22 protein-coding genes, 2 pseudogenes and 1 riboswitch are annotated in these 25,928 nt (G+C 65.4%); of the genes and pseudogenes, 15 read left to right on the top strand and 9 right to left on the bottom strand.

Annotation, left to right across the window (positions count from 1 at the left end; translation table 11 throughout):
- Positions 1 to 179: 179 nt before the first annotated feature.
- The 4 genes from OKW30_RS21495 to OKW30_RS21480 all read left to right on the top strand — a co-directional run bounded on the left by OKW30_RS21495 (position 180) and on the right by OKW30_RS21480 (position 4,793).
- A complete protein-coding gene (locus tag OKW30_RS21495; RefSeq protein WP_184022971.1) occupies positions 180 to 911 on the top strand; it encodes a c-type cytochrome in 732 nt (243 codons plus the stop codon).
- A gap of 21 nt (positions 912 to 932) precedes the next feature.
- Complete coding sequence (locus OKW30_RS21490; protein ID WP_187628181.1) at positions 933 to 2,234, top strand: c-type cytochrome; 1,302 nt, start codon at positions 933 to 935, stop codon at positions 2,232 to 2,234.
- Positions 2,235 to 2,366: 132 nt separating this feature from the next.
- The gene (trhA, locus tag OKW30_RS21485) at positions 2,367 to 2,987 is read left to right on the top strand and encodes a PAQR family membrane homeostasis protein TrhA (protein ID WP_429347517.1); all 621 of its coding nucleotides are present in this window, start codon (positions 2,367 to 2,369) and stop codon (positions 2,985 to 2,987) included.
- A gap of 225 nt (positions 2,988 to 3,212) precedes the next feature.
- Positions 3,213 to 4,793: a DEAD/DEAH box helicase gene (locus tag OKW30_RS21480; protein ID WP_184066638.1), complete on the top strand. Its 1,581-nt coding sequence runs from the start codon at positions 3,213 to 3,215 to the stop codon at positions 4,791 to 4,793.
- A 59-nt stretch (positions 4,794 to 4,852) separates the two neighbouring features.
- Here OKW30_RS21480 and OKW30_RS21475 read toward each other — a convergent pair whose 3' ends face one another.
- From OKW30_RS21475 to OKW30_RS21460, 4 genes are all read right to left on the bottom strand, one after another.
- Complete coding sequence (locus OKW30_RS21475) at positions 4,853 to 5,386, bottom strand: hypothetical protein (RefSeq protein ID WP_429347516.1); 534 nt, start codon at positions 5,384 to 5,386, stop codon at positions 4,853 to 4,855.
- Between the two features lie 138 nt (positions 5,387 to 5,524).
- Positions 5,525 to 6,352 (bottom strand): ferritin-like domain-containing protein, encoded by an 828-nt coding sequence (locus OKW30_RS21470; RefSeq protein WP_026226031.1) that lies wholly within the window; start codon positions 6,350 to 6,352, stop codon positions 5,525 to 5,527.
- Between the two features lie 351 nt (positions 6,353 to 6,703).
- On the bottom strand, positions 6,704 to 8,074 hold the full coding sequence (locus OKW30_RS21465) for an MFS transporter (RefSeq protein ID WP_184066644.1): 1,371 nt from the start codon (positions 8,072 to 8,074) through the stop codon (positions 6,704 to 6,706).
- A 184-nt stretch (positions 8,075 to 8,258) separates the two neighbouring features.
- Entirely contained in the window at positions 8,259 to 9,899 is a 1,641-nt protein-coding gene (locus OKW30_RS21460) for a gamma-glutamyltransferase family protein (RefSeq protein WP_184066646.1), read from the bottom strand.
- 319 nt (positions 9,900 to 10,218) lie between these two features.
- On the opposite strand from OKW30_RS21460, the gene OKW30_RS21455 reads away from it, so the two are divergent.
- The 3 genes from OKW30_RS21455 (at position 10,219) to OKW30_RS21445 (ending at position 12,349) form a co-directional block, all read left to right on the top strand.
- Positions 10,219 to 10,998, top strand: a complete 780-nt coding sequence (locus tag OKW30_RS21455; protein ID WP_184022964.1) for a DeoR/GlpR family DNA-binding transcription regulator — start codon at positions 10,219 to 10,221, stop codon at positions 10,996 to 10,998.
- 306 nt (positions 10,999 to 11,304) lie between these two features.
- The gene (locus OKW30_RS21450; RefSeq protein WP_167368606.1) at positions 11,305 to 11,502 is read left to right on the top strand and encodes a hypothetical protein; all 198 of its coding nucleotides are present in this window, start codon (positions 11,305 to 11,307) and stop codon (positions 11,500 to 11,502) included.
- A gap of 193 nt (positions 11,503 to 11,695) precedes the next feature.
- Positions 11,696 to 12,349, top strand: a complete 654-nt coding sequence (locus OKW30_RS21445) for a TetR/AcrR family transcriptional regulator (protein ID WP_429347515.1) — start codon at positions 11,696 to 11,698, stop codon at positions 12,347 to 12,349.
- 27 nt (positions 12,350 to 12,376) lie between these two features.
- Here OKW30_RS21445 and OKW30_RS21440 read toward each other — a convergent pair whose 3' ends face one another.
- Positions 12,377 to 12,751: a hypothetical protein gene (locus OKW30_RS21440; RefSeq protein ID WP_184050855.1), complete on the bottom strand. Its 375-nt coding sequence runs from the start codon at positions 12,749 to 12,751 to the stop codon at positions 12,377 to 12,379.
- A gap of 199 nt (positions 12,752 to 12,950) precedes the next feature.
- Between OKW30_RS21440 and glpD the strand changes: the two genes are divergently transcribed.
- From glpD to OKW30_RS21425, 3 genes and pseudogenes are all read left to right on the top strand, one after another.
- Positions 12,951 to 14,480: a glycerol-3-phosphate dehydrogenase gene (gene glpD / locus OKW30_RS21435; protein ID WP_184066652.1), complete on the top strand. Its 1,530-nt coding sequence runs from the start codon at positions 12,951 to 12,953 to the stop codon at positions 14,478 to 14,480.
- A 258-nt stretch (positions 14,481 to 14,738) separates the two neighbouring features.
- The gene (gene glpK / locus OKW30_RS21430) at positions 14,739 to 16,238 is read left to right on the top strand and encodes a glycerol kinase GlpK (RefSeq protein WP_429347514.1); all 1,500 of its coding nucleotides are present in this window, start codon (positions 14,739 to 14,741) and stop codon (positions 16,236 to 16,238) included.
- Positions 16,239 to 16,361: 123 nt separating this feature from the next.
- Positions 16,362 to 17,049: pseudogene (locus OKW30_RS21425) on the top strand (HAD family hydrolase).
- A gap of 95 nt (positions 17,050 to 17,144) precedes the next feature.
- On the opposite strand, the gene ribB reads toward OKW30_RS21425, so the two are convergent.
- The 4 genes and pseudogenes from ribB to OKW30_RS21405 form a co-directional block, all read right to left on the bottom strand.
- Positions 17,145 to 17,870 carry a 3,4-dihydroxy-2-butanone-4-phosphate synthase gene (gene ribB, locus OKW30_RS21420; protein WP_429347513.1) on the bottom strand — a complete coding sequence of 242 codons (726 nt, stop codon included), beginning with the start codon at positions 17,868 to 17,870 and terminating at the stop codon, positions 17,145 to 17,147.
- Positions 17,871 to 18,017: 147 nt separating this feature from the next.
- A riboswitch (FMN riboswitch) is annotated at positions 18,018 to 18,201 on the bottom strand.
- A gap of 138 nt (positions 18,202 to 18,339) precedes the next feature.
- Entirely contained in the window at positions 18,340 to 19,047 is a 708-nt protein-coding gene (locus OKW30_RS21415) for a helix-turn-helix domain-containing protein (protein WP_184066660.1), read from the bottom strand.
- A gap of 130 nt (positions 19,048 to 19,177) precedes the next feature.
- Complete coding sequence (locus tag OKW30_RS21410) at positions 19,178 to 20,344, bottom strand: MFS transporter (protein ID WP_187628191.1); 1,167 nt, start codon at positions 20,342 to 20,344, stop codon at positions 19,178 to 19,180.
- A 55-nt stretch (positions 20,345 to 20,399) separates the two neighbouring features.
- Positions 20,400 to 20,776: pseudogene (locus OKW30_RS21405) on the bottom strand (VOC family protein); the annotation flags it as partial.
- A gap of 110 nt (positions 20,777 to 20,886) precedes the next feature.
- Between OKW30_RS21405 and OKW30_RS21400 the strand changes: the two are divergent.
- The 5 genes from OKW30_RS21400 to OKW30_RS21380 all read left to right on the top strand — a co-directional run bounded on the left by OKW30_RS21400 (position 20,887) and on the right by OKW30_RS21380 (position 25,742).
- Positions 20,887 to 21,852, top strand: a complete 966-nt coding sequence (locus OKW30_RS21400) for a LysR family transcriptional regulator (RefSeq protein ID WP_429347512.1) — start codon at positions 20,887 to 20,889, stop codon at positions 21,850 to 21,852.
- 132 nt (positions 21,853 to 21,984) lie between these two features.
- Positions 21,985 to 23,370: a tRNA (N6-isopentenyl adenosine(37)-C2)-methylthiotransferase MiaB gene (gene miaB / locus OKW30_RS21395; protein ID WP_187628193.1), complete on the top strand. Its 1,386-nt coding sequence runs from the start codon at positions 21,985 to 21,987 to the stop codon at positions 23,368 to 23,370.
- Between the two features lie 43 nt (positions 23,371 to 23,413).
- The gene (locus tag OKW30_RS21390) at positions 23,414 to 24,496 is read left to right on the top strand and encodes a PhoH family protein (protein WP_184066673.1); all 1,083 of its coding nucleotides are present in this window, start codon (positions 23,414 to 23,416) and stop codon (positions 24,494 to 24,496) included.
- 83 nt (positions 24,497 to 24,579) lie between these two features.
- On the top strand, positions 24,580 to 25,041 hold the full coding sequence (gene ybeY / locus OKW30_RS21385) for an rRNA maturation RNase YbeY (RefSeq protein WP_184066676.1): 462 nt from the start codon (positions 24,580 to 24,582) through the stop codon (positions 25,039 to 25,041).
- A gap of 41 nt (positions 25,042 to 25,082) precedes the next feature.
- The gene (locus tag OKW30_RS21380; protein WP_184066679.1) at positions 25,083 to 25,742 is read left to right on the top strand and encodes a gamma-glutamylcyclotransferase; all 660 of its coding nucleotides are present in this window, start codon (positions 25,083 to 25,085) and stop codon (positions 25,740 to 25,742) included.
- Positions 25,743 to 25,928 lie beyond the last annotated feature (186 nt).

Below are 25,928 nucleotides of genomic sequence, written 5' to 3'. Positions count from 1 at the left end.
GCAACCAAAGTCCGAAACCGGCATAACGCGACACACTGTCGCATGGCGGTCACACCTGGAACCGTCTCTAATGCGGCAAATAGTCACCATTACCCTTCGATGATAGAATGCTGCGTCGCCGCGGCGACGGCTGTCCTTCACACCGAGCCGCCCGAAGTTCGGTCAGGTCCCCGATTCTGATGGAGTTACGCGTGTCTTCAAGACGCCTCTTCCGCCCGTTGCTTGCCCTTCTGTTGATCGGCACCGCGGGTGTCTATAGCGCAGCGAAAGCGCAGACTCAACCGAAGGCCCCCGACACGATGGAAGCGCGCGTGCAAGGCTGCACGGCCTGCCATGGCTCGCATGGGCAAGGTACCGACAACGACTACTTCCCGCGCCTCGCCGGCAAGCCGGCGGAATATCTGTTCAATCAGTTGCAGAACTTCCGTGAAGGGCGCCGCAGGTACCCGCCGATGAACTACCTCGTCACGTATCTCTCCGACGACTACCTGCATCAGATCGCCACCTTCTTCTCGCAGCAGCGCCCGCCGTATCCGACGCCGGCCAAGCCGACGGTCTCGGCCGCCACGCTCGCGCGCGGTGAGCAGATCGTGCTGCACGGTGATGCATCGAAGCAGGTGCCCGCTTGCGCGGCCTGCCACGGCAAGGCACTGACCGGTATGGAACCGGCAATCCCGGGTCTCGTCGGTCTGCACGCCGACTACATCAGCGCGCAGCTCGGTTCATGGCGCTCGGGCACGCGTCACGCGATCGCGCCGGACTGCATGCACACCATCGCCACGCGCCTCAGCGACGAAGACGTGAACGCCGTCGCGGCCTGGCTTTCCACGCAGCAGGCTCCGCCAAACCCCGTGCCGGCTCCGGCCCGCTCCTTGAAGACTCCGCTTGCCTGCGGCAGCGAACCGCAATAAGGCGCCGGGAGAGACATTCAAATGAAACACAAGTCTTTGTTCGCCCTCTCGGCAGTCGTCGTGGTCGCGGCCGCCGCACTCGTTCCCGTCCTCTGGTCGGGCGGCGACAATCTGCATAGCAGCGGCGCAGCCGTGGCGGCAACGCCCGCGGACCAGGCCGACCTGATCAAGAAGGGCGAGTACCTCGCCCGCGCCGGCGACTGTATCGCCTGCCACACGGTGCGCGGCGGCAAGCAGTTTGCCGGCGGCCTGCCGATGGCCACGCCGTTTGGCACGATGTTCACGCCGAACATCACGCCGGACGACCAGTACGGCATCGGCAAGTGGACCCAGGACGACTTCTATCGCGCGATGCACACCGGCCGCTCGAAGGACGGCAGCCTGCTTTATCCGGGCTTCCCGTTCACGAGCTACACGAAGGTCACGCGCGCCGACTCGGACGCGATCTACGCGTACCTGCGCTCGGTCGCGCCGGTCAACGTGCCGAGCCGTCCGCACGAACTGAAATTCCCGTTCAACCAGCGCAACATGCTGATCGGCTGGCGCACGCTGTTCTTCCGTGAAGGCGAGTTCAAGCCGGATCCGACCAAGTCGGTCGAATGGAACCGCGGTGCGTATCTGGTCGAAGGCCTTGGTCACTGCGGCATGTGCCACACGTCGATCAATGCGATGGGCGCCCCGGTCAACTCGGCCGCGTTCGCGGGCGGCCTGATTCCGCTGCAGAACTGGTATGCGCCGTCGCTGACGTCGAACCGCGAAGCCGGCCTCGGCGACTGGGATCTCAAGGACATCGCCGACCTGCTCAAGACCGGCGTGTCGAACCGCGGCGCGGTGTTCGGTCCGATGGCCGAAGTGGTTCACAACAGCCTGCAGTATCTGTCGACCGAAGACATCAACGCGATGGCGACGTACCTGAAGACGATTCCGCAGAAGAGCGAAGCACCGGAACCGCTGCAGCTCGAAACCTCGGAAAAATTCGGCGGCGAACTGCTGAAGCAAGGACAGAAGATCTACGCTGACAACTGCGCGAAGTGCCACGAGGATAACGGTCTCGGCCGGCCGCCGGCATTCCCGCCGCTCGCGAACAACCAGTCGATCCAGATGCCGTCCGCGGTCAACCCGATCCGCATGGTGCTGAACGGTGGTTATCCGCCGAGCACGGAAGGGAACCCGCGTCCGTATGGCATGCCGCCGTTCGCGCAAGCTCTGTCGAATCAGGAAGTCGCAGCGGTCGTGACGTACATCCGTATGTCCTGGGGCAACCACGGCACGGCCGTGTCGCCGCAGCAAGTGGCCGACCTGCGTTCGGCGCCGCTCGACTAAGCAGGGTTCGACGCACCCCGGGCGCGGCCTGCGAAATTCGCGGCCGCGCCCTTCGTTCTTTCAGGACCGGTATCATGTAGGGCTATTTGTGTTGGAGGTTGCCCTCGTGGGACCGTGCAGGAGGAAAGAGTTGTGCCCTTCGGTGAGCGTTTGAACAGCATCACCCATCTCGTCGGCGCCGTGCTGTCGGTGGTGGGGCTGGCGACGCTCGTCACGATGGGCGCGCTCGCCGGCGACGCGTACAAGGTCGTCAGCTTCGCCGTATATGGTGCGATGCTGTTTGTGCTGTATGCGATCTCGACGCTGTATCACGGCGTCAGCCATCCGCGTCTGAAGGCGATTCTGCAGAAATGCGATCATTCGGCGATCTACCTGCTGATCGCCGGCAGCTACACGCCGTTCACGCTCGTCACGTTGCGTGGACCGTGGGGCTGGTCGTTATTCGGCGTGAGCTGGGGGCTCGCTGCCCTCGGCATCGTGCAGGAACTCACGCTCGGGCGACGCACCCGCAGCGTGTCGATGGTGCTGTATGTGTTGATGGGATGGCTCGCGCTCGTAGCCGTCCACCCGCTGGTGCAGGCGTTGCCGGCCGCGGGGACCGCGTGGCTCGTGGCCGGCGGCGTCATCTATAGCGCCGGCATCTATTTCTTCATCAACGACGAGCGCATCCGCCACGGACATGGTATCTGGCACCTGTTCGTACTGGCGGGCAGTCTGTGTCAATTCGTCAGTGTCGCGCGCTATGTCGCGTGACATTCCACGGCGACGAATTGCAACTTAAGGCCAGTCGACGTGTCTGCATAGCGCGTTGAAACATTCGGCACATCTGTGAGCGTGCCGCCGATTTCTCCGTGAACGGAACCGGGCCTCGGCCTCGAACACGCCTTGCGGGCGTGTCGATGCCGCGCTGGTTTTTCCGCGTTGGGGTCCTTTGGGCCCAGCGGGGCCGTTCGCGACACTGCATTGCAAAGAGCTTTTATGTCTTTTGATTCCCTCGGCTTGTCCGAACCGCTGGTCCGCGCTGTCAATGAACTCGGCTACACCAGCCCGACTCCGATCCAGACTCAGGCGATCCCGGCCGTGCTCAACGGCGGCGATCTGCTCGCCGGCGCGCAAACCGGCACCGGCAAGACCGCCGGCTTCACGCTGCCGATCCTGCAGCGCCTGAATTCGATGCCGCCGGCCGCCGGCGGCAAGCGCGTGGTGCGCGCGCTGATCCTCACGCCGACGCGCGAACTTGCCGCGCAGGTCGAAGAAAGTGTGCGCGCCTACGGCAAGTATCTGAAGCTGAAGTCGACCGTGATGTTCGGCGGCGTCGGCATCAATCCGCAGATCGATGCGCTCAGGCGCGGCATCGATATCGTCGTCGCGACGCCGGGCCGTCTGCTCGATCACATGCAGCAGAAGACCATCGACCTGTCGCATCTCGAGATCCTCGTGCTCGACGAAGCGGACCGCATGCTCGACATGGGCTTCATCCACGACATCAAGCGCGTGCTCGCGAAGCTGCCGCCGAAGCGCCAGAACCTGCTGTTCTCGGCGACCTTCTCCGACGAGATCAAGACACTCGCCGATGGCCTGCTCGACTCGCCGGCGCTGATCGAAGTCGCGCGCCGCAACACGACGGCCGAAACGGTCGCGCAGAAGATTCACCCGGTCGATCGCGACCGCAAGCGCGAGTTGCTCACGCATCTGATCCGTCAGCACAGCTGGTTCCAGGTGCTCGTGTTCACGCGCACCAAGCACGGCGCGAATCGCCTCGCCGAGCAGCTGACGAAGGACGGCATCAGCGCGCTCGCGATTCACGGCAACAAGAGCCAGTCGGCACGCACGCGCGCGCTCGCCGAGTTCAAGGACGGTACGCTGCAGGTGCTGGTGGCGACCGACATCGCCGCACGCGGCATCGATATCGATCAGTTGCCGCACGTGGTCAACTTCGATCTGCCGAACGTGCCGGAAGACTACGTGCATCGCATCGGCCGCACGGGTCGCGCGGGTGCGACCGGCGAGGCGGTGTCGCTCGTGTGCGTCGATGAACTGCAGTTGCTGAAGGACATCGAGAAGCTGATCAAGCGTCCGGTCCCGCAGGAAGTGATCGCCGGTTTCGAGCCGGACCCGACCGCGAAGCCGGAGCCGATCCTGCGACGCGGGCAGGGCGGCGGCGGGCGCTCGCCGCGCCAGGGACAAGGTGCGGTGCGTCGTGACGGAGGTGCTGGTGGTGGCGCACCGGCCAAGCCGGCTCAAGGCTCCGGTCAGCGTTCGGGACAAGGCACGGGTCAGCGTTCGGGCCAGCGTGCGTCGAACGCTCAGCCCACGCCGCGGCCACAAGGTGCGAAGCCGGCCGGCAATGGCAGTCAGCCGCGTCGCGATACGCAGCGTAACGACGATCGGCCGCGTACCGCCGCGCATGATGGCGCTCCCGCGCATCATGCGCCGCGCAAGCCGCAGGGCAATCGTTCGCACAACGGCAATCCGGGCGCGTTGCTCGGCGGCGGCGCGAAGCGCAACGATGCGCCGCGTGGTGCGCAACCGTCGCGCAACGGCGACCGTGGCCGTTAAGCGTCGCGCGGCCTAAAGGCTGCCCGCGCATCAGCCGTTAGCGCTTCCCTGCTCGAAGACTAACGGCGGCTCGCGGCGGCAGCCTGCTTCAAATGCTCGACCTGCCGTTCCCATCGCTCGAGCACCACACTCCCCTCTCCTTGCAATTCGAACGTGATGCCGCCCGTCAGGCGCGCATAACGGACGCTTTGCGCTTCCGCTGTGTCGATCGAGCCGAGCAGATAGACGAGGCCGCTGTCGTCGCCAGCAACACCGGGCAGCGGCGCGACACGCAACTGCACCTGATAGAACGCCGCATCGCAGACGAAGCTCAGCGCCGCGCGCCCGCTTTGCGCGATCGCGCGCGTCGCGCGCGCCTGCGGCCATAGCGCGATGCACAGCGTGCGCGAGTCGGGCGCATAGAGTTCGCCGACGCTCAGCAGAGATGTGCGCACGTGGCCGTTCGCGTCGACGGTCAGTAGCGACGCGGTGAAGCCCTGCTTGTCCGCAAGCGACGAACCGTCGAACAACGCGCGCACGTTGGCCGGCCATTCGTCGAACACGATCTGTTCGAGCGGACGCGCGGACGTAGATGCGGAGGAGGAAGCGCTCATGCCATCGATCCAGTCGAAGTAGTCGGTAAAGCTCCATCATGCCTCGAAAAAACCAGAGCCCGCATGAGCGGGCTCCGGTTCGTTTCGTCAGGTCGTTGCAGCTGCATTCAGCCGATGTCTCGCGCAACGTTCGATAGCTCAGCGGAAGAATACGTGCTGCGTGATCTTCGCGAGCGGATAATGCACACCCGGCTGAATGCGCGCCGGCAGATCGAGCGGCTTGAGCAGCATCTTCACGCACATGTCGGCGGACAGATTGCGGCGCACCAGCTTGTTGATGCGCGCCGCGCGCTCGCGGTTATACGCGGAGTCGTGCACGCGCTCCGGATAGCGAATTGCGAACACGTGCCGCAACGCGATCTCCGAATCTTCGTTCTTGATTTCCATCACGCGACGCATCAACGCGCCGAGCACCGCGAGCCGACCGTTGCCCTCGATCCGGTTGTACTTCTTGAAGTACCTGAAAAAGTGCTTGTAGTGACGGACTTCGTCGGTACGGATGTTGTCGGTGATCTGCTTGAGGACCGCTTCGTCCGAGCACTCGTTGATCGCGCGGTACAGCGTCGCGGTACCCGTTTCGACTACGCAACGCGCGACCATCTCCAGCGCGCGGGTCTTTTCGAAATCCTCGACCGAGCACGTGAGCGAATACTCGCCCATGAAATTGCGGAACGCGGTGTCCCAGTCGAACTCGGGCCATACATACGCGATATAGGTCTTCAGCGCCCGGCCGTGCTGCATTTCCTCGGGCTCCCACTCGTGGTTGAGCCAGGCCGAGACCTCGGGATCGTCGTTGAAAAACGTACTCAGATTGCTGGTGTAGAGATCGGTGCCGCTTTCGATGAACGAAGCCGCGCACAACAACAGCAGCAGGTCCTCGTTGGCCGCGGCCTTCTGACGGTCAATGCGCGTCAGATCGATGTCTTCGATCCGCCAGGGCATGACATGGTTCAGCTCTGTGTGCATCGTATCTTGCTCCCATGCTGTACCGACCCGTGGAGTTCTTCGCAACTGCCACCGCGCTCGCAGTGATGTTTCTGCGTGTCGGATACAACGCCGTGAATTAGAGTTGGGCCCTTGTACTCTGCATCTTAGCCGGAGATATCCGACCATGCAGATCACACAGCACAGACCATGCCGCATCGACGCAGTTCCGATTTCAAGATAGTCGAAATCTTCCAACGTGTTAAAACGATGTGCGCAAGGCAAAAAAAGCCAGCCCAAAAGGCTGGCTTTTCGGACAGACATCAGACCCGGCGGGGTTGGGGACACGGGCGGGCGCCCTAGGCGGGCCCCCCTAGGCGGGCCCCCTCTTCCTCAGGCAGGTTGGACGTCGCCCGGGATGGGACGCACGCGACGCATGCGCAGCGCGACGATGATCAGCGATACGCCCGAAAGTACCGCCGCAAGCAGGACGTAATAACTTGGCGCGAGTTTGTCGCCGGTCAAATGAATGAAGGTTTCGACGATGGTCGGCGCGAAGCCGCCGAAGATCGTCACGCCGATGCTGTAACCGATTGAAAGGCCAGTCGAGCGCACGTGGGTCGGGAAGATCTCCGACATCAGCGCGGGCATCGGCCCCGAGTATGAGGCCTTGAAAATACCGGCGACGCCTTGCAGCACGAGCAGCCAGCCAATCGTCGGATGTGTCTGCAGCCATGCGAACATCGGATAGATCAGCAGGCCCATCAGGATCGACGTGCTCAGCATGATGCGAATTCGGCCGATGCGATCGGACAGCGCGCCCATGATCGGCGAGAAGATGAACTGCATGCCGCCGTTCAGCACGACCACGCCGAACGACGCGGCCGCCGCCATATGCAGCTGCTTGACCGCGTAAAGCGGCATGTAGAGCTGCAGCACGTACACGCCGACCGTCGACTGCGCAACCATGCCGATCGCGAGCAGCAGGTTGACCCACTGATTCGAGAACGACGCGTCCTTCGTTCCGCTGACGACCTTGTGCTCGCCAGCCGCCTCGCGAGCCGCGCGCTCTTCACGCAATGCGAGGAATTCTGGCGTCTCGTCGAGATGCGAGCGGATGTAGTAGCCGACCGGCCCGACCAGCAGACCGAACACGAACGGCACACGCCAGCCCCAGCTGTTCAGATGCTCGGCCGGCAGCCACGCGGTCAGCAGCGAACCGAAGGCCGCCGCGGTGATCGCCGCGAGACCCTGGCTCGCGAACTGCCAGCTCGCGTAGTAGCCGCGCCGAGTCGCGCTGTGCTCGACCATGAACGCGGTCGCGCTGCCGAACTCGCCGCCGACCGCGAAGCCCTGCACGAGCCGCGCCAGCAGCACCAGCAGCGGCGCCGCGAGACCGATCGTCGAAAACGGCGGCATCACGGCCATCGTGAAAGTACCGACCATCATCAGCGCGATCGCGAGCGTGAGCGCCGCCTTGCGGCCCTTGCGGTCGCCGTACACGCCGAGCACGATCGCGCCGAGCGGGCGCATCAGGAACGAGAGGCCGAAAGTGGCGATCGCGAGCAGCGTCGACAGCCACTCGTCCTGCATCGGGAAGAACTGTTTCGCGATGATCGTCGCGAAGTAGCCGTAGACCAGGAAGTCGAACCACTCGAGCGCGTTACCGATCGACGACGAGAAAACGATCCGCCGCACCATCGCTTTCGAAAGCGGCGCGGCGTGGGGGGAAGCGGTCGTCGAGTGCGACGCGGGGGTGTTCATGATGGTCTCCTGCCTGTCTGCTGCGTGATAGCTGTGGTGGGTGCGGCACCGCCTGGGTCAGCGAGGCGGCTGGCGGGCGCGCAATAGCGCGGCATACGGCATGCCGCGCGTTCGTTACGTGTTACCGGGTGTCGGACCTGAGTCCCGGTGCGGACCTCGGCCCCGGGCGTTGCCTCGTTGTGGCCTAGAAGCCGGCGGCGAGACCGTCGCGGCGGCTGTCGCTGGCCGCCACGTAGCCGCGCTCCGGCTCGTTGCGATCGAGTTGCCAGATGAACTGGCCGGAGCCGAAGTCCATGTACGGATCGTCGACCGACTTGATCGTGTGGCCGAGCTTCTGCAGGCCCTCGGTGGTCTTCGGATCGAGCGTCGACTCGATATCGACCGTGAAGTCGCGGTTGACCTTCCAGCGCGGCGCGTCGCACGCGGCCTGCGGCTGCTGAGCGTAGTCGAGCATGCGCACCACCGTTTGCAGATGGCCTTGCGGCTGCATGTCGCCGCCCATCACGCCGAAGCTCATCACCGCTTCCTGCTGACCGTTCACCTGCTGCGTGAGGAACGCCGGGATGATCGTGTGGAACGGCCGCTTGCCGCCCTCGACGACGTTCGGCGACTTCGGATCCATCGAGAAGCCGCAGCCGCGGTTCTGCAGCGCGATGCCGCTGTCCGGCACCACCACACCCGAGCCGAAGCCCATGTAGTTCGACTGGATGAAGCTGACCATCATGCCGCTCTCGTCCGCGGCCGACATGTAGATGGTGCCGCCCGCCTTCGGCATGCCGAAGTCGAAGTGCGTCGCCCGCTTCGGATCGATCAGCTTCGCGCGCGAGCTCAGGTACGCGTCGTCGAGCATCTGCTCGGGCGTGACTTCCATCGATCGCGGGTCGGCCACATAGCGATACAGGTCGGCAAACGCGAGCTTCATCGCTTCGATCTGCAGATGCTGCGACTCGACGCCGTCGACCTTCAGCGACTTCACGTCGAACTTCTCGAGGATGCCGAGCGCAACCAGCGCGGCGATGCCCTGGCCGTTCGGCGGAATCTCATGCACGGTGTAGCCGCGATAGTCCTTGCCGATCGGCTCGACCCAGTCCGGGCGGTAGTTGCGGAGATCGTCGGCGCTCAGCGCGGCGCCGCCTTCGCGTGCGAACGCGGCGATCCGCTCGGCGATCTCGCCTTCGTAGTACGCGCGCGGGCCCTGCTCGGCGATCAGGCGCAGCGTCTTCGCGTGACCGGGCAAGCGCACCAGCTCGCTGACCTCAGGCGCGCGGCCGCGCGGCATGAAGGTCTGCGCGAAGCCCGGCTGATCCTTCAGTTCCGGCACCGCGGCCGCCCATTTGTAAGCGACGATGCTCGCCACCGCGTGACCGCGCTCGGCGATCTCGATGGCCGGCTCCATCAGGTCGGCGAACGGCAGCTTGCCGAACTTCTGGTGCAGCGCTTCCCAACCGGCGATCACGCCCGGCACCGTGACGGCGTCCCAGCCACGCTTCGGCTGTTTCGCGAAGCCGTTTTCCTCGCCGTATTTGCGCTTGAAGTAATCGACGTTCCACGCAGCCGGCGACACGCCCGACGCGTTCAGACCATGCAGCTTCTTGCCGTCCCACACGAGCGCGAACGCGTCGCCGCCCAGGCCGCACGACACCGGCTCGACCACTGTGATCGCTGCGGCGGCCGCGATGGCCGCGTCGACGGCATTGCCGCCCTTCCACAACATGCGCAGCCCGGCCTGCGCCGCGAGCGGATGCGAGGTCGAAACGATATTGCGTGCGAATACGGGCAGACGTTGCGTCGGATAAGGGTTTTGCCAGTTGCTGAAGCCAGTCATGTCGAACACTCTCGAAAGCGCGGGCCGGCACGAAAAAGTCGCCGGACATCATGGGAAAGGTTGTAAAGCAGGTAAATCGCGGAAGCCAGGATTGCATCGCGAAGGGCGCCAAAAAACAAATTCATTTATCAAATGAATAAATGCGTATTGCACCTGAATGAAGGTTCGAGCAGGTCCGGAGCATTCGCGGCCAGTTGGCGGACAAGGGGCGCGATGGTTTTACAATAGCCGCAATCGCGTTCGTCGACGGCGGGCTTTCTGCCAGCCGCTCGATGATCGCGACGGACCACGCCGACACGACAGCCACCACCCGAGACACATGACACGAGACCCCCGCCTGACTCTCAACGCCCGGCAACAGGAATTGCTGGAGTGGGTGCAACGCGACGGCTTCGTGACCGTGGACGACCTCGCGAGCCACTTCGACGTCACCCCGCAGACGATCCGCCGCGACGTCAACTGGCTCGCCGATATGAATCTGCTGCGCCGCTATCACGGCGGCGCCAGTCTGCCGACCAGTTCCGAGAACGTCTCCTACACCGCGCGCCAGCGCATGTTTCATGAAGAGAAAAGACGCATCGCGGCGCTAGTCGCCACTCACATTCCCGATCAGGCATCGCTCTTCATCAACCTCGGCACGACCACCGAGGAAGTGGCACGCGCGCTGAACCGCCACCGTGGACTGCGCGTGATCACGAACAATCTGAACGTCGCGAGCATGATGAGCGGCTACCCGGATTGCGAAGTGCTGGTGACGGGGGGCATCGTGCGGCCGTGGGATAAGGGCATCGTCGGTGAACTGGCGATCGACTTCATCCGGCAGTTCAAAGTCGATTTCGCGATCATCGGCACGTCGAGCATCGAAACGGACGGTACGCTGCGCGATTTCGACACGCGCGAAGTGCGTGTCGCCGAGGCGATCATCGAGCACGCACGCACCGTGTTCCTCGCCGCGGATCACTCCAAGTTTGGCCGCCCGGCGCTAGTTCGCCAGGGACATCTGGAGCAGATCGACGCATTGTTCACCGACGCCGCGCCGGCCGCCGACATGGCCGAAGCGCTGAACGCCGCGAATTGTCAAATCTATATCGCCGGATAATTCCAGGCGATCTCCGCCATGCTGCGGTGCACGCAAAACCTCGCGTGAAATCAAGAATCTGGCCGCGGGGCCGGACCGCCTATCGCGCGCCCAATTGTCAAATGGAAAATTTACGGGGACCAGGTTGGCGTTTCATCGGTGCTCGCCTACACTCCAGTTCCCCAACGTGCGTTGCGAGTCTCGCACGGCGTCGGTTTGTGAATCTGTCGTGTAAGCCGTACCTCCCGCCCTGATCCTTAGCGGACCCCGCCCCGGCCTGCCGGTCGACTGCAAGGCTGTCCGCAATTTGCTGACATGGAGAGAACGATGCTGAGTCCGCATGAATTCGCCACGTTGTTACTCGTCAAGGACGCCCCCAACCAGGTCGAAATGGACCGAGAAGAACTCGATGCGTTGCTCGAACGCCAACTGGTGCAACTCGAACGCCTCGCATCGGGCAACGAAGAATGGCGCGTGACCGAAACCGGCGACACCGCATTGCGGGCCATCAAACGTTTTTCCTGAGATTCCCTGTCGTTCGATCCGAGAGCCGTTGGCGGCGTATCCGCGCCGCCCTGGCGGATGCGCCGCGCGCTTCGCTCGCGACTGCCGGGTTCGTATCGTTCATTCCCTGACAGCGGGCCGCCTTCGCGGCCCTTTGTTGTGTGCATCTCATTTACACAGTAAATTCACGCGACGGACTTCCCCGCCCTCGTGCATGCCCAAGACGCTCTCCGCCGACGACATCCAGCAGTTTCGCGAAGCCATGCGACGCGTCGCCGAAAACGCATTTGCGACCCGCGGCGCGCAAGGCGTGACGATGCGCGAGCTGGCGAAGGAGCTCGGCTGCAGCGCGATGACACCGTATCGCTATTTCCGCGACAAGGAAGAAATTCTGGCGATGGTCCGCGCCGCCGCGTTCAACCGCTTCGCCGCGCGCCTCGAAGCGGCCGCGCGCGGCATCCCCGCGAACGCCCCCGCCATCGATCACAGCGCCGTCGGCCGGGCCTACGTCGACTTCGCGCTCGATGAACCGCACGCCTACCGCTTGATGTTCGATCAGACGCCGCAACAGCAAGGCGCTTACCCTGAACTGGCCGCGGCGTCGCAGCGCGCGTGGCGTCTGCTGGAAGCGCACTTCGAGCGGCTCGTCGAGGCGGGTATTCTCGAAGGCGATCCGCGCCTGATCGGCTATGCGTACTGGACGAGCCTGCACGGCTTCACGATGCTTGCGTTCGCGAACCAGCTACCGCCGTCGGCGGCGCAACAGGCCGATTCCGCCGGCGACGGAGCGCCGCTGCCATCACGTGAAGCCGTGTTCGCGCAGCTTTTGCGCATGCTGTGGCGCGGAGCGTTGGCGCCGCACAAGTGACCGGCTCGCCGGTCAACCCGCTGCTGCTTACCCGTTACGCAAGGTCGGATCGGCACTCGCACGCCAGCTGATCGCCCTTGCGCGCTGCTCGTTGAAGAACTCGACCCACTGGTTGCGCACCTTCGGATCGCTGCTCGTCGCCTCGCTCGCATGGCGCTGCGCGATCGATGCCTGGAACGCGCAGAAGTCGTCGTTCGACAGCCGGCCGCGCCGGTTCGCCACATAGGCATCGAAGAACGTCTCATAGACGTTCTGCGCGTCGCTGCCGTAGTCGACGGTTTGCGGCGAGCACATCTTCTGCAACGCCTCGAACGACGTTGCGCCCCTCGTCCCTTCCAGACTCGGCGTACTCACGCATCCCGCCAGCAGCGCCGCCGCGCCGATCATCAAAAGTCCACGCATACATCACCTCGAAATGGCTGCTACCGGGAGTATCGTCCGCGGTCGCGCGTTGTGCCACTCCCGTGCCATTCGACCCAGGCTCGCTCGGGTCGAAGCGAACTTTACTTTTTCGAATATGTTCATTAAAGTTCGAAAACGAACATGCTTCGTTCAATTAGCTTTCCAACTGACTCCCAGATTCGATGCAGAGGCTCACCAGGTGACGCAAGGCACGAAATACGATTTGCTCGTCGTCGGTGGCGGGATCAACGGCGCCGGCATCGCCCGCGACGCGGCCGGCCGCGGCCTGGCGGTGCTGCTGTGCGAGCAGGACGATCTGGCCGCGCACACCTCGTCGGCGAGTACCAAGCTGATCCACGGCGGCCTGCGCTACCTCGAGTACCGCGAGTTCGGGCTCGTGCGCAAGGCGCTGCAGGAGCGCGAGACGCTGCTGCGCGCGGCGCCGCACATCATCTGGCCGCTGCGCTTCGTGATGCCGCATATGCCGGATCTGCGCCCCGCCTGGCTGATCCGCGCGGGTCTGTTCCTGTACGACCATCTGGCCAAACGTGAGCTGCTGCCGGGCTCGCGCGGCATCGTGATGAGCCGGCATCCGGCCGGCGCGCCGCTCGTCGAAACGATCAAGCGCGGCTTCGTTTATTCGGACGGCTGGGTCAACGACGCGCGCCTCGTCGTCCTGAACGCGCTCGACGCGCACGAGCGCGGCGCGACGATCCTCACGCGCACGAAGCTGGTCAACGCAGAGCGCGCCGGCGGCGAGTGGTGCGCGCAACTGCAACGCGCGGACGGCACGACGCTCGACGTGCGCGCCGCCGCGATCGCGAACGCGGCGGGCCCGTGGGTCGGCGAGCTGCTGAAGGGCGCGCTCGGCCGGCCATCGTCGCATAGCGTGCGGCTCGTCAAGGGCAGCCACATCGTCACGCGGCGCCTGTTCGAGCACGACCACGCGTACATCTTCCAGAACGCCGATAAGCGGATCATCTTCGCGATTCCCTACGAGCACGACTACACGCTGATCGGCACCACCGACCTCGAATATCGCGGCGACCCGTCGCAAGTCGCGATCGACGCCAACGAAACGCAGTATCTGTGCGATTCGATCAACCGCTACTTCAGGCAGAAGATCTCGCCGGCCGACGTGCGCTGGAGCTATTCGGGCGTACGCCCGCTGCTGGAGGACGAGAACGCGGACAATCCGTCGGCGGTCACGCGCGACTACTCGCTCGAACTCGACGCGCCCGCGGAACAGGCGCCGCTGCTGTCGGTGTTCGGCGGCAAGATCACGACGTTTCGCAAGCTCGCCGAGCAGGCCGTCGATACGCTCACCGACGCGCTGCGCCACGGCGGGTCCGCGTGGACCGTCGACGCGCCGCTGCCGGGCGGCGACATCGCACAGGCGAACTTCAATCGCTTCCTCGGTGAGTTCTCGCGCGAGCATGCGTGGCTGCCGGCGTCGCTCGCGCATCGGCTCGCGCGCGCGTATGGCACGCGCGCGAATCGCGTGATCGGCCTCGCGCGCTCGCGCGCCGAGCTCGGTCGCGAGTTCGCGCCGGGACTGCACGAAGCCGAGCTGGTTTATCTGCGCGATACCGAATGGGCGCGCACCGCGCAGGACGTGCTGTGGCGGCGCTCGAAGCTCGGCCTGCACGTCGAGCCGGGCACGCTCGATGAGGTTACGCGCGATATCGACGCGTGGTTCGCGCGCGAACCGGCCCGGCAGAACGCGTAGGCGGCCCGGCCGGGCAAACTGGCATGCCCCGACAAAAGCGGCGGCAAACACAACGCGGCGCCAATGCCGGGTGAAGCAAACGGCGCGAGCCCGTAGAAACGGCGCACACCATCCGCGCGTCCGGGCCGGCCCCACCGCAGCTTCGGCTGGACGACACCGGCACGCGCCCTCACACTATGGCGGCCCGCTCACGACAACACGCCGCTCGCGTCGCCGGCCAGCAAGCCGGCGATCCGTAACATGCATGGAGAAGAGACAATGCTGGATCAGTACGTTCTCGCGCTTGACCAAGGCACCACCAGCTCGCGCGCGATGCTGTTCGACCGGCGCGGCAACGTCGTGTCGACCGCACAAAAGGAATTCCAGCAGATCTACCCGCACCCGGGCTGGGTCGAGCACGATCCGCAGGAAATCTGGTCGACGCAGGCCGGCGTCGCCGCCGAGGCGGTCACGCGAGCCGGCATGAACGGCACGTCGATCGCCGCGATCGGCATCACGAACCAGCGCGAAACCACGATCGTGTGGGATCGCGAAACCGGCCACCCGATCTACAACGCGATCGTCTGGCAGGACCGCCGCACCGCCGACTTCTGCGACGACCTGAAAGCGCAGGGTCTCGAAGCGAGCGTGCGCGCGAAGACTGGCTTGCCGATCGATTCGTATTTCTCGGCGACCAAAATCCGCTGGATTCTCGACAACGTCGAAGGCGCGCGCGAAAAAGCGCGTCAGGGCCGGCTCGCGTTCGGCACCGTCGACAGCTGGCTGATGTGGAATTTCACGAAGGGCGCGCTGCACGTCACCGACGTGACCAACGCGTCGCGCACGATGCTGTTCAACATCCACACCCTGAAGTGGGACGACGAACTGCTCGCCGCGCTCGACATTGCGCGCAGCATGCTGCCGGAAGTACGGCCGTCGTCGGAGGTGTACGGGCCGACGGTGACCACCGTGTTCGCGTCGAAGATTCCACTCGCGGGCATCGCCGGCGATCAGCACGCCGCGCTGTTCGGCCAGATGTGCACCGAGTCCGGCATGGTCAAGAACACCTACGGCACCGGCTGCTTCCTCGTGATGAACACGGGCGCCAAACCGATCGAATCGAACAACAATCTCGTCACGACGATCGCCTGGCAGATCGGCGAGCGTATCGACTACGCGCTCGAAGGCAGCATCTTCATCGGCGGCGCCGTGGTGCAGTGGCTGCGCGACGGCCTCGGCATCATCAGGAACGCGGCGGAAATCGAAACGCTCGCGCGCGGCGTGCCGCATTGCGACGGCGTGTATCTCGTGCCCGCGTTCGCCGGCCTCGGCGCGCCGCACTGGAACGCGCATGCGCGCGGCACGCTGTTCGGCGTCACGCGCGGCACGACCTCCGCGCATATCGCGCGCGCGGCGCTCGATTCGATCGCCTATCAATCGCTCGACGTGCTGAAGGCGATGGAAGCCGACTCGGGCATTCGCATCGGCGAGTTGCGCGTGGATGGCGGCGCCAGCGCGAACAATCTGCTGATGCAGTTCCAGGCCGACATCCTCGGCGTCGACACGGTGCGCCCCCAGGTGTCCGAGACCACCGCACTCGGCGCCGCCTATCTGGCCGGTCTTGCGGCGGGCTACTGGAAGGACATCGACGAGTTGAAAAGCCAGTGGAAGCTCGAGCACCGCTTCACGCCGGCGCTACCGCATGCGGAGGTCAGGACCTGCCTCGATGGCTGGCAGCGCGCGATCCGCGCGGCGAAGGCCTGGGCCGATACGCCGTAAGGTCGCGGGCACGCAGAACGCCAAAAGGACGCGGTCCGAAAGTACGTATGATGACGCTTTTCATCCCGGCGCGCGGGCCCGCAACCCGCCGCCCGTGCGCATTGCGCTTACCGTTTTTCAGGCATGATCGACCACCTCATCTGTGACTGCGACGGCGTGCTCGTCGACAGTGAAGTCATCGCCGATCGCGTGATGTTCGACACGCTGACGGCCACCTTCCCCCGGCATCGATTTCGCCCCCGTCGTCAAAACCGCGTTCGGCCAGCAAACCTCGCGCTTTCTCGCCGGCCTCGAAACGCAGTTCGACATCACGCTGCCTGTGAACTTCCTCGACACGATCGAGCACCATGTCGAGCTCGCGCTCGCCGCGTCGCTCGGTCCGATCCACGGCGTGCGCGACGCGCTGCAACGCGTGACGCTGCCGGCTGCGGTCGTGTCGAACAGCCGTATGTCGCGCGTCGCCGCATCGGTACGGCGCGCGGGTCTGCAGCAGATTTTCGGCGAGCGCGTGTTCAGCGCCGAGCAGGTCGCGCGGCCGAAGCCGTATCCGGACGTCTATCTGTTCGCGGCCACGACGCTTGGCGTCGTGCCGGCGCGTTGCCTCGTCGTCGAGGACAGCGTCGCGGGTTTGAACGCGGCGCGTGCGGCAGGCATGAAGACGATCGCGTTCGTCGGCGCGAGCCATATTCCGGACGGCTACGCGGATGCGCTGCGCGCGATGGGTATCACGCGAATCATCAAGCATATGGATGAACTGCCGGCGCTCATCGAGGCGGGCGTGCGCGGCGAATTCGGCGACGTGCAGTCGTAGCGGTTTTGCGCAACGCCGATAAAAAAGCCGGTTCTTCGGAAGAAGAGCCGGCTTTTTTGCGTCATGGCGTCGCGTGCCGCTCGATGGACGGCCCGTCAAGCCTCGGCCATCGCGCCCTCGCGCACCTGCGCGAGCGACTCGCGAAACTCGACCAGCTCGGCGATCGTCAGCATCGGCAGATCATGTTGCGCGGCGAAGCGCTCGACGTCCGCGCCGCGCGTCATCGTGCCGTCGGCGTTCATCAGTTCGCACAGCACGCCGGCCGGCTTCAGGCCCGCGAGAATCGCCAGATCGACGGTGCCTTCGGTGTGGCCGCGCCGCGCCAGCACGCCGCCCGGCATCGCGCGCAGCGGGAACACGTGGCCGGGGCGCACGATGTCGGCGGGTTTGGCCGTATCGGCGATCGCGGCGCGGATCGTGGTCACGCGATCCTGCGCGGACACGCCGGTGCTGACGCCTTCGCGCGCTTCGATCGACACCGTGAACGCGGTGCCGTGACGGCTTTCGTTGTTGACGGCCATCGGCGGCAGTTCGAGCGCGCGGATCTTGTCATCGGGCAGGCACAGGCAGACGATGCCGCTGCATTCCCGGATCAGCAGCGCCATCGTTTCGACCGACAGGCGCTCGGCCGCGACGATCAGATCGGCTTCGTTCTCGCGGTCGTGGTCGTGGTCGTCCTGCAGCACCACGGCGCGGCCCTCGCGCAGCGCCTGCAAGGCGGCGGCGATACGCGGCGGAACGGCTTCGGTGGCAAGCAGCGGGAGATCGGCGAAGGCATCGTCTGCAATCGTCGACGGAGCAGGAAAAGTAGCAAAGGACATAGTTGAAACGCTCATCGCAAAAGTTGGGCGAGAAACGTTTCAGGGCATTGCAAACAGACTGGCACGCGCCGTCGAGCGTCCCGCAAAAGCGGGCGCACATGCGCCGCCAGAACCACGGGCGGCGTCACGGAACGCACATGACTATCTGCACATCTTCTTCCATCCGGACTATGACCGTCGGCTCTGGCTTCTGACCAGATCTGCTGACCCCGCTCCTGTCTCCGCTATGCCGAAGGCTAAGCGATGCGGGCGCTCGCGGGCTTGCCGGCTCACGCTGTCGCGCTGCCGGCCCACCGCCGGTGGGGAATTTCACCCCGCCCTGAAGACGCACTGATTGCCGGTTCGACCGGCGGGCGAAGCATATAACAGTCGCGCGAGCGCTGCAGCGCGACGAACAAAGACCCTACTCACTGCATTTGACCTGCATCGACGCCCTGACCCGCGCTTGAACCTCGGACGCGGTCGATTCTCAACCCGGCACACCTTCGCGTGCGGCTTCGTCGCGTGCGGCGCCCGCGGCCGGCACTTCCCAGCGCGGCGGCGTCTCAGCCCGCAGCGTCACGCGAAACGCGCGCGCCTCGGTGTCGCCGGGATTGCGCAGGCTGTGCGGCTGGTCGGCGTCGAACACGATCGCGTCGCCGGTCGCGAGCAGTTGACGCCGGTCGTGCACGCTGACTTCGAGCGTACCGTCGCTGACCACCAGATTCACCGTCGTGCCAGGCGCGCGGCGCACGCCCGCTTCGGTATGCAGCGGGGCGATCCGCAGTTCGTGAAACTCGGCGGCGATCGACTCGTCGTCGGGATAGAGCGGGCGCACCGAGTAGCGACCGTTCGCGCTGACCACGCGGGCCGAGCGCTCGGCCGGCAGATGCTCGAAGCCGTTGGTCGCGTGACGCCGCAGGAACGCCGCCACCGACACCTTCAGCGCCGCCGCCACCTTGCACAGCACCTTGATCGACGGCACGCTGCGCGCCGACTCGATCTGCGCGAGCATGGCGCGCGACACGCCTGACGCGCGCGCCAGCGCATCGAGCGAAAGCTGCCGTTCGGCGCGCAGCCGCGCCAGATTCACGCCGACCAGCTGTTCGAGCGCATCGAAGGGTTCGGCGGAGCGCGGCGCCGCGTCGGTGTCGGCATCGGCAGAGGGATCGCGGACCAGCGCGAGCGGGGAATGCATATTGGCCTCCAGAGCGCCGCCAGGCGGCGCAAGAGCAGTAAGTGGAAGCAAGATAGCATCGGCTTTGGCCGCGCCCAACGAAGTTATCTTCACACTGTTATCAGCATTGCGGAGGCAAGCAACTGACGACTCACGCGCTTTGCGCGAGCGCGCGCGCCGGCGCATCCATGCGCGCCGCGAACCACGTCAGCAGCAGCGCGGCGACGCTGACCGCGGCCGCGACCCACGGCAAGGTATCGAGCGCGTGACCGTGATTGATCACGAGACCGCCGAGCCACGCACCCGCCGCATTGCCGACGTTGAACGCGCCGATGTTCAGCGTCGATGCGAGATTCGGCGCGGCGGCCGCCTTCTCGACCACGCGCATCTGCAACGGGGGCACCGTCGCGAACGCCGCGATGCCCCACACGAACACCGTGATCGCGGCAGCCGCTTGCGAATGGCTGGTGCGCGCGAAGATCGCCATCACGACCGCGAGCGCGGCGAGAATGCCCATCAGCGACGGCATCAGCGCGCGGTCCGCAAGCTTGCCGCCGACCATGTTGCCGACCGTCAGGCCCACGCCGAACAGCACGAGGATCAGCGTCACGCCGCGCGGCGAAAAACCGCTCACCTGCTCGAGGATCGGCGCGATATAGGTGAACACGACGAACACGCCCCCGAAGCCGAGCACCGTCATCGCGAGGGCGCTCCACACTTGCGGGTCTTGCAGCACGCGCACTTCGTGGGCGAGGCCGGCGGGGCCGGTGTCGTGGCGGTTCGGCACCAGCGCGCTGATGCCCGCGAGCGACAGCACGCCGAAGCCGCTGACGATCCAGAACGCCGCGCGCCAGCCGAACTGCTGGCCGATGAAGGTGCCGAACGGCACGCCGAGCACGTTCGCGAGCGTTAGGCCCGTGAACATCAGCGCGATCGCGCTCGCGCGCTTTTCGGCCGGCACGAGCGAGGCCGCGACCACCGCGCCGATGCCGAAGAACGAGCCGTGCGCGAACGAGGTCACGACGCGCGCGATCATCAGCACCGAATAGCCCGGCGCCACCGCGCACAACACATTGCCGACGATGAACACGCCCATCAGCAGCTGCAGCGCGAACTTGCGCGACATCCTGCTCGTGACTACCGCGAGCAGTGGCGCGCCGACCGCGACGCCGAGCGCATAGCCGCTGACGAGCAGGCCCGCGGACGGGATCGACACGGCCAGATCGCGCGCCACTTCGGGCAACAGGCCCATGATGACGAATTCGGTCGTACCGATGGCGAATGCGCTAATCGCGAGCGCGATTAATGGAATGGGCATTTTTCCGCTCCGGGAATGAGGTGGGATCAGGGTTTGGGTTGAAAGGCCTGCGCGCCGCCGTCACGAATTCGATGACGACGCCCGGCGCGAGCGCGACGAACAGCTGCCGCTGCTCCGGTTGCACGGCGCTCGCCGGCACCTGGCGGTCTGATAGCCGATGTCGTGCGCGTCGAGCCGCTCGAGCAACGCTTGCCGTTCGCCGGCGCTATCGAGCCGAAAGGCGATGTGATCGATGCGCGGCATGACGCGGCCCGCCGCGCCGGAAGCCGGCGCGGCGATCAGATGCACTACCGGGCGGCCGCTTGCGTTCAGCCAGTAGTCGTCGACGGAAAACGGCAGGCGCGCGCCTTCGGTGAACCCGGCGATGTCGACGAAGAAACGTCGGGCGGAATCGAGGTCGGCGGTGACGATGGTCGCGTGACCGAGTTGCATGACGAAGGACAGCAGCGGAGGTTTCGACGGCTGCATTGTCGCGGCGTGACGCCAATTTGATAATTGGCGTAGCATTTGAAGCATTTTCAAATTCCGCTTGAAAGCCAGCGATGGATAACCTCGGCGACATCCGCCTCTTCGTCGAAGCGGCCCAGCAAGGCAGCCTGTCGGCGGCGGGCCGCAAGATGGGCCTGACACCCGCCGCGGCGAGCGCGCGGCTCGCGAAACTGGAAGCGAGGCTCAAAGCGCGCCTGTTCGAGCGCACCACGCGGCAGCTACGGCTCACCGACGAAGGCCGCCTCTACCTGAACTGCTGCCGCCAGGCGCTGCAATCGCTGGACGACGCCGAAGCCGCGCTGCAAGCGGGCCAGGGCGTCGTGCGCGGCAAGGTGCGGGTGTCGGCGACCTCGGACTTCGGCCGCAACCTGCTGATGCACTGGCTCGACGAATTCAACGCGCTGTACCCGGACGTGACGTTCGCGTTGACGCTGTCGGATGCGCTGGCCAATCTCGTGCAGGAGGACATCGATCTGGCGATCCGCTTCGGCGTGCCGCAGGACAGCTCGCTGGTCGCGCGCCGGCTCGCGCCGAACCGGCGGGTGCTGTGCGCATCACCGGAATACGTCGGGCGTCGCGGCGAGCCGAAGGACCCGCTCGACCTCGCCAATTTCGACTGCATCGTGCTCGGCACCGCATCGGGGCCGGCCAGCGAATGGCGCTTCACGCGCGGTGACGAGGTGCAGCACTACAGCGTGCCGTTCGAAGCGGCGCGCGAAACCAACGACGGCGCGGTCGCGCGCGAATGGGCGCTGCGCGGCTACGGCATCGCGATCAAATCGATGTGGGACGTGGAAGCGGACCTGCGCGCCGGCCGCCTGAAGATCCTGCTGCCGGAATGGCGCTACCCCGATGCCCCGCTGCACGCGCTGTATCACCGCAATCGCTTCATGGCGCCGCGCGTGCGCGTGCTGCTCGATTTCCTCGCCGAGCGCTTCGCGCAGGTGTCGGATGAACTGGAAAGCCTGCTGGGACTGCCGCCGGACCGGCCAATGAGCGCCGAAACCCCCGTTGTGTGAAGGGCTATAATATGCAGTTACGCTGCAAAGACACGCGCAAGCCGGCCATCACGCGCCGCGCTGCCCCGCGCCGCGGCCTCCTTCACCTTTTTACGACGCCCCCAGGTTAACCACTGCGACCGGCGAAATTCGATGACCAAGAAAGTTTATGTAAAGACCTTTGGCTGCCAGATGAACGAGTACGACTCCGACAAGATGGTCGACGTGCTCGGTGCCGCTGAAGGACTCGTCAAGACCGACACGCCGGAAGACGCCGACGTGATCCTGTTCAATACCTGCTCGGTGCGCGAAAAAGCGCAGGAAAAAGTCTTCTCCGACCTCGGCCGCGTACGCGAGTTGAAGGACGCGAATCCGAATCTGATCATTGGCGTGGGTGGCTGCGTCGCGAGTCAGGAAGGCGCATCGATCGTCGCGCGCGCGCCGTACGTCGATATCGTGTTCGGTCCGCAAACGCTGCACCGCCTGCCGCAGATGATCGACGAGCGCCGCGCGAGCGGCCGCGCGCAGGTCGATATTTCGTTTCCCGAAATCGAGAAGTTCGATCACCTGCCGCCGGCGCGCGTCGAAGGTCCGAGCGCGTTCGTGTCGATCATGGAAGGCTGCAGCAAGTACTGCAGCTACTGCGTCGTGCCGTACACGCGCGGCGAGGAAGTGTCGCGTCCGCTCGACGACGTGCTGACCGAAATCGCCGGCCTCGCCGACCAGGGCGTGCGCGAAGTCACGCTGCTCGGCCAGAACGTGAACGCTTATCGTGGAAAATTCGGCGGCGCGCTGACCGTGGGTTCGACCGAGATCGCCGACTTCGCGACGCTGATCGAATACGTCGCGGACATCCCCGGCATCGAACGGATCCGCTACACGACGTCACATCCGAAGGAATTCACGCAGCGCCTGATCGACACCTACGCGAAGGTGCCGAAGCTCGTCAGCCACCTGCATCTGCCGGTGCAGCACGGCTCCGACCGCATCCTGATGGCGATGAAGCGCGGCTACACCGTGCTCGAGTACAAGTCGGTGATCCGCAAGCTGCGCGCGATTCGCCCGGACCTGTCGCTGTCGACGGACATGATCGTCGGCTTCCCCGGCGAGACCGAGGAAGACTTCGCGAAGATGATGGCGCTCGTCGAAGAAATGAAGTACGACACGAGCTTCTCGTTCATCTACAGCCCGCGTCCCGGTACGCCGGCCGCGAACCTGCACGACGACACGCCGCGCGAGGTGAAGCTCAAGCGCCTGCAACATCTGCAGGCCACGATCGAAGAGAACGTGCAGCGCATCAGCGACGCGATGGTCGGCAAGGTCGAACGCATTCTGGTCGAGCGCCCGGCGCGCAAGGACCCGAACGAGCTCGCGGGCCGCACCGGGAACAACCGCGTCGTCAATTTCCCGGCGCCGGTCGCGTCGCATGCACGGCTGATCGGTCAGATGGTCGACGTGAAGATCGTGCACGCGTATCCACACTCGCTGCGTGGTGAACTCGTGATGGTTCACGACGACAGCGCCGCGACGACGCATTGAACGACATTCCGAGTACCGCAACCGACAGGATCGACTCACCGCCTTGAAGACCACTCAGCAGCCTCTGGAATTCACCGCACCGCGCGAAGATAATGCGCGGCTCGCCAACCTCTGCGGACCGCTCGACGAAAATCTGCGGCAGATCGAGCAGGCGCTCGACGTGACCCTGCAGCGCCGCGGCCACCGCATCGCGATCCGCGGGCGCGGCGCGAAACTCGCGCTCACCGCGCTCGAAAACTTCTACAACAATGCGCGCGAGCCTTTGTCGGTCGACGACATCCAGCTCGCGCTCGTCGAAGTGCGTCATCCGGTGCGTCATCGTTCGAACGGCAACGGCAATGGCAATGGCGACCCCGTCGACGCGCACTTCGCCGGCAATCCCGATCACCCGTTCGACCAGCCCGCCGACGCCAATGCGAGCGAGGACGACTTCGAGGAATACGGCCCGAAGCTGTACACGCGACGCGCGGATCTGCGCGGCCGCACGCCGGCGCAGCGCGAGTACCTGAAGCAGATCGTGTCGCACGACGTCACGTTCGGCGTCGGCCCCGCCGGCACCGGCAAGACCTATCTCGCGGTGGCCTGCGCGGTCGACGCGCTCGAGCGCGACCAGGTCAAACGCATCGTCCTGACGCGCCCGGCCGTCGAGGCGGGCGAGCGGCTCGGCTTTTTGCCGGGCGATCTCGCGCAGAAAGTCGATCCGTATCTGCGCCCGCTCTACGACGCGCTGTACGACCTGCTCGGTTTCGACAAAACCGCGAAGATGTTCGAGCGGCAGATGATCGAAATCGCGCCGCTCGCATACATGCGCGGCCGCACGCTGAATCACGCGTTCATCATCCTCGACGAGGCGCAGAACACCACGCCCGAGCAGATGAAGATGTTCCTCACGCGAATCGGCTTCGGCTCGAAGGCGGTCGTCACCGGCGACACGACCCAGGTCGATCTGCCGCGCGGCCAGAAGAGCGGGCTGATCGAAGCGCAGCAGGTGCTCGCGAACGTGCGCGGCATCGCGCTCACGCGTTTCACGAGCGCGGACGTGGTGCGGCATCCGCTGGTCGCGCGAATTGTGGAGGCGTACGATGCGCATGCGCAGAAGTCGCCGGCCGCGGTCGATCCGCGCTAAAGCGATGCGCTTCGCAGCGCGAGGCCCGCGTCGCCTCGCCGCAAAAAAAAGACTGAGCCAGGAATGCCACGCATAGAAACCGCATGAGCCGCACCCCGAAACTGACGTTGAGCCTGCAATTCCCCGCCGCCAAAGCCTGGCCGGAACACAAGGTGCTGCTGCCGCGCGCGACGGTGGCCGGCTGGATCAAGGCGGCGCTGTTCGCGGACGGCCAACTGACGGTTCGGTTCGTCGACGCCAAAGAAGGCCGCACGCTGAATCGCACCTATCGCGGCAAGGATTACGCGACCAACGTGCTGACCTTCGCCTATGCCGAATCGGAAGATGATCCGGTCACGGGCGATCTGATTCTGTGCTGCCCGGTGGTCGAGAAGGAAGCCGCCGAGCAGGGCAAGCCGCTCGCCGCGCATTACGCGCACCTGCTCGTGCACGGCACGCTGCATGCACAGGGCTACGACCACGAGGTCGAAGAAGAAGCCGAGGAAATGGAAGCGATCGAAACCGAAATCCTCGGCAAGCTCGGCTTTCCGGACCCTTACCAATAGGCGTTCCGCCCCTCCTCGACGCCAGCCCGCCCGAACCCACCGTGAGCACTCCGTCCCCCGAAGCCGATATTCCCGTGCGCTGTCCGGACTACCCGCCGGTGCTCGGCGACTCGCGGCTTCTGACGGACGACGAACTGCACGCGTCGCTCGAATCCACGTTGCGCGGCTGGGACCGCCAAAGCGATCTGTGGCTGTTCGGCTATGGCTCGCTGATCTGGAACCCGGGCCTGCCGACCGTCGAGGCGATGCGCTCGAAGGTGCACGGCTATCACCGCGGCCTCTATCTGTGGTCGCGAGTCAATCGCGGCACGCCAGAGCAGCCCGGCCTCGTGCTCGCGCTCGATCGCGGCGGCTCGTGCACCGGCATGGCCTTCCGGCTCGCGGCCGATGGCTCGCGGCCGCATCTCGAAGCACTGTGGCGCCGCGAAATGCCGATGGGCTCGTACCGTCCCGCGTGGCTGCCGTGCGTACTCGCGGACGGCCGGCGCGTCGACGCGCTCGCATTCGTGATGCGCCGCGACGTGCCGAGCTACACCGGCAAGTTGCGCGACGACATCATCCAGACCGTGCTGGGCTGTGCGAGCGGCCGCTACGGCACGACCTTCGATTACGTGAGCCGCACCGTGCACGCGCTGCGCGAGAGCGGCATGCCGGACCGCGCGCTCGAAGCGCTGCTCGCGCGCTGCAAGCCGGCCGTGTGACCGCGGCATCTCGGCAAAACCCCACCCGCGACTTTTTTGCCGGCGAGCGCTTTTGCCCGCGTAATCGGTTAGGATGATTCCACGCTCCGCCGTCGCGGCGGGGCCGTTTCACCCTGGCTTCGCTCATCGCCGGGCCCGGCGGGACACGGTTCCGCCATGCGCCTGGTGTATCCTTAACGCTCTGCA

Source organism: Paraburkholderia sp. Clong3 (assembly GCF_050436485.1).
Lineage (GTDB): Bacteria > Pseudomonadota > Gammaproteobacteria > Burkholderiales > Burkholderiaceae > Paraburkholderia > Paraburkholderia tuberum.
This window is presented reverse-complemented; position numbering and strand designations above follow the sequence as displayed.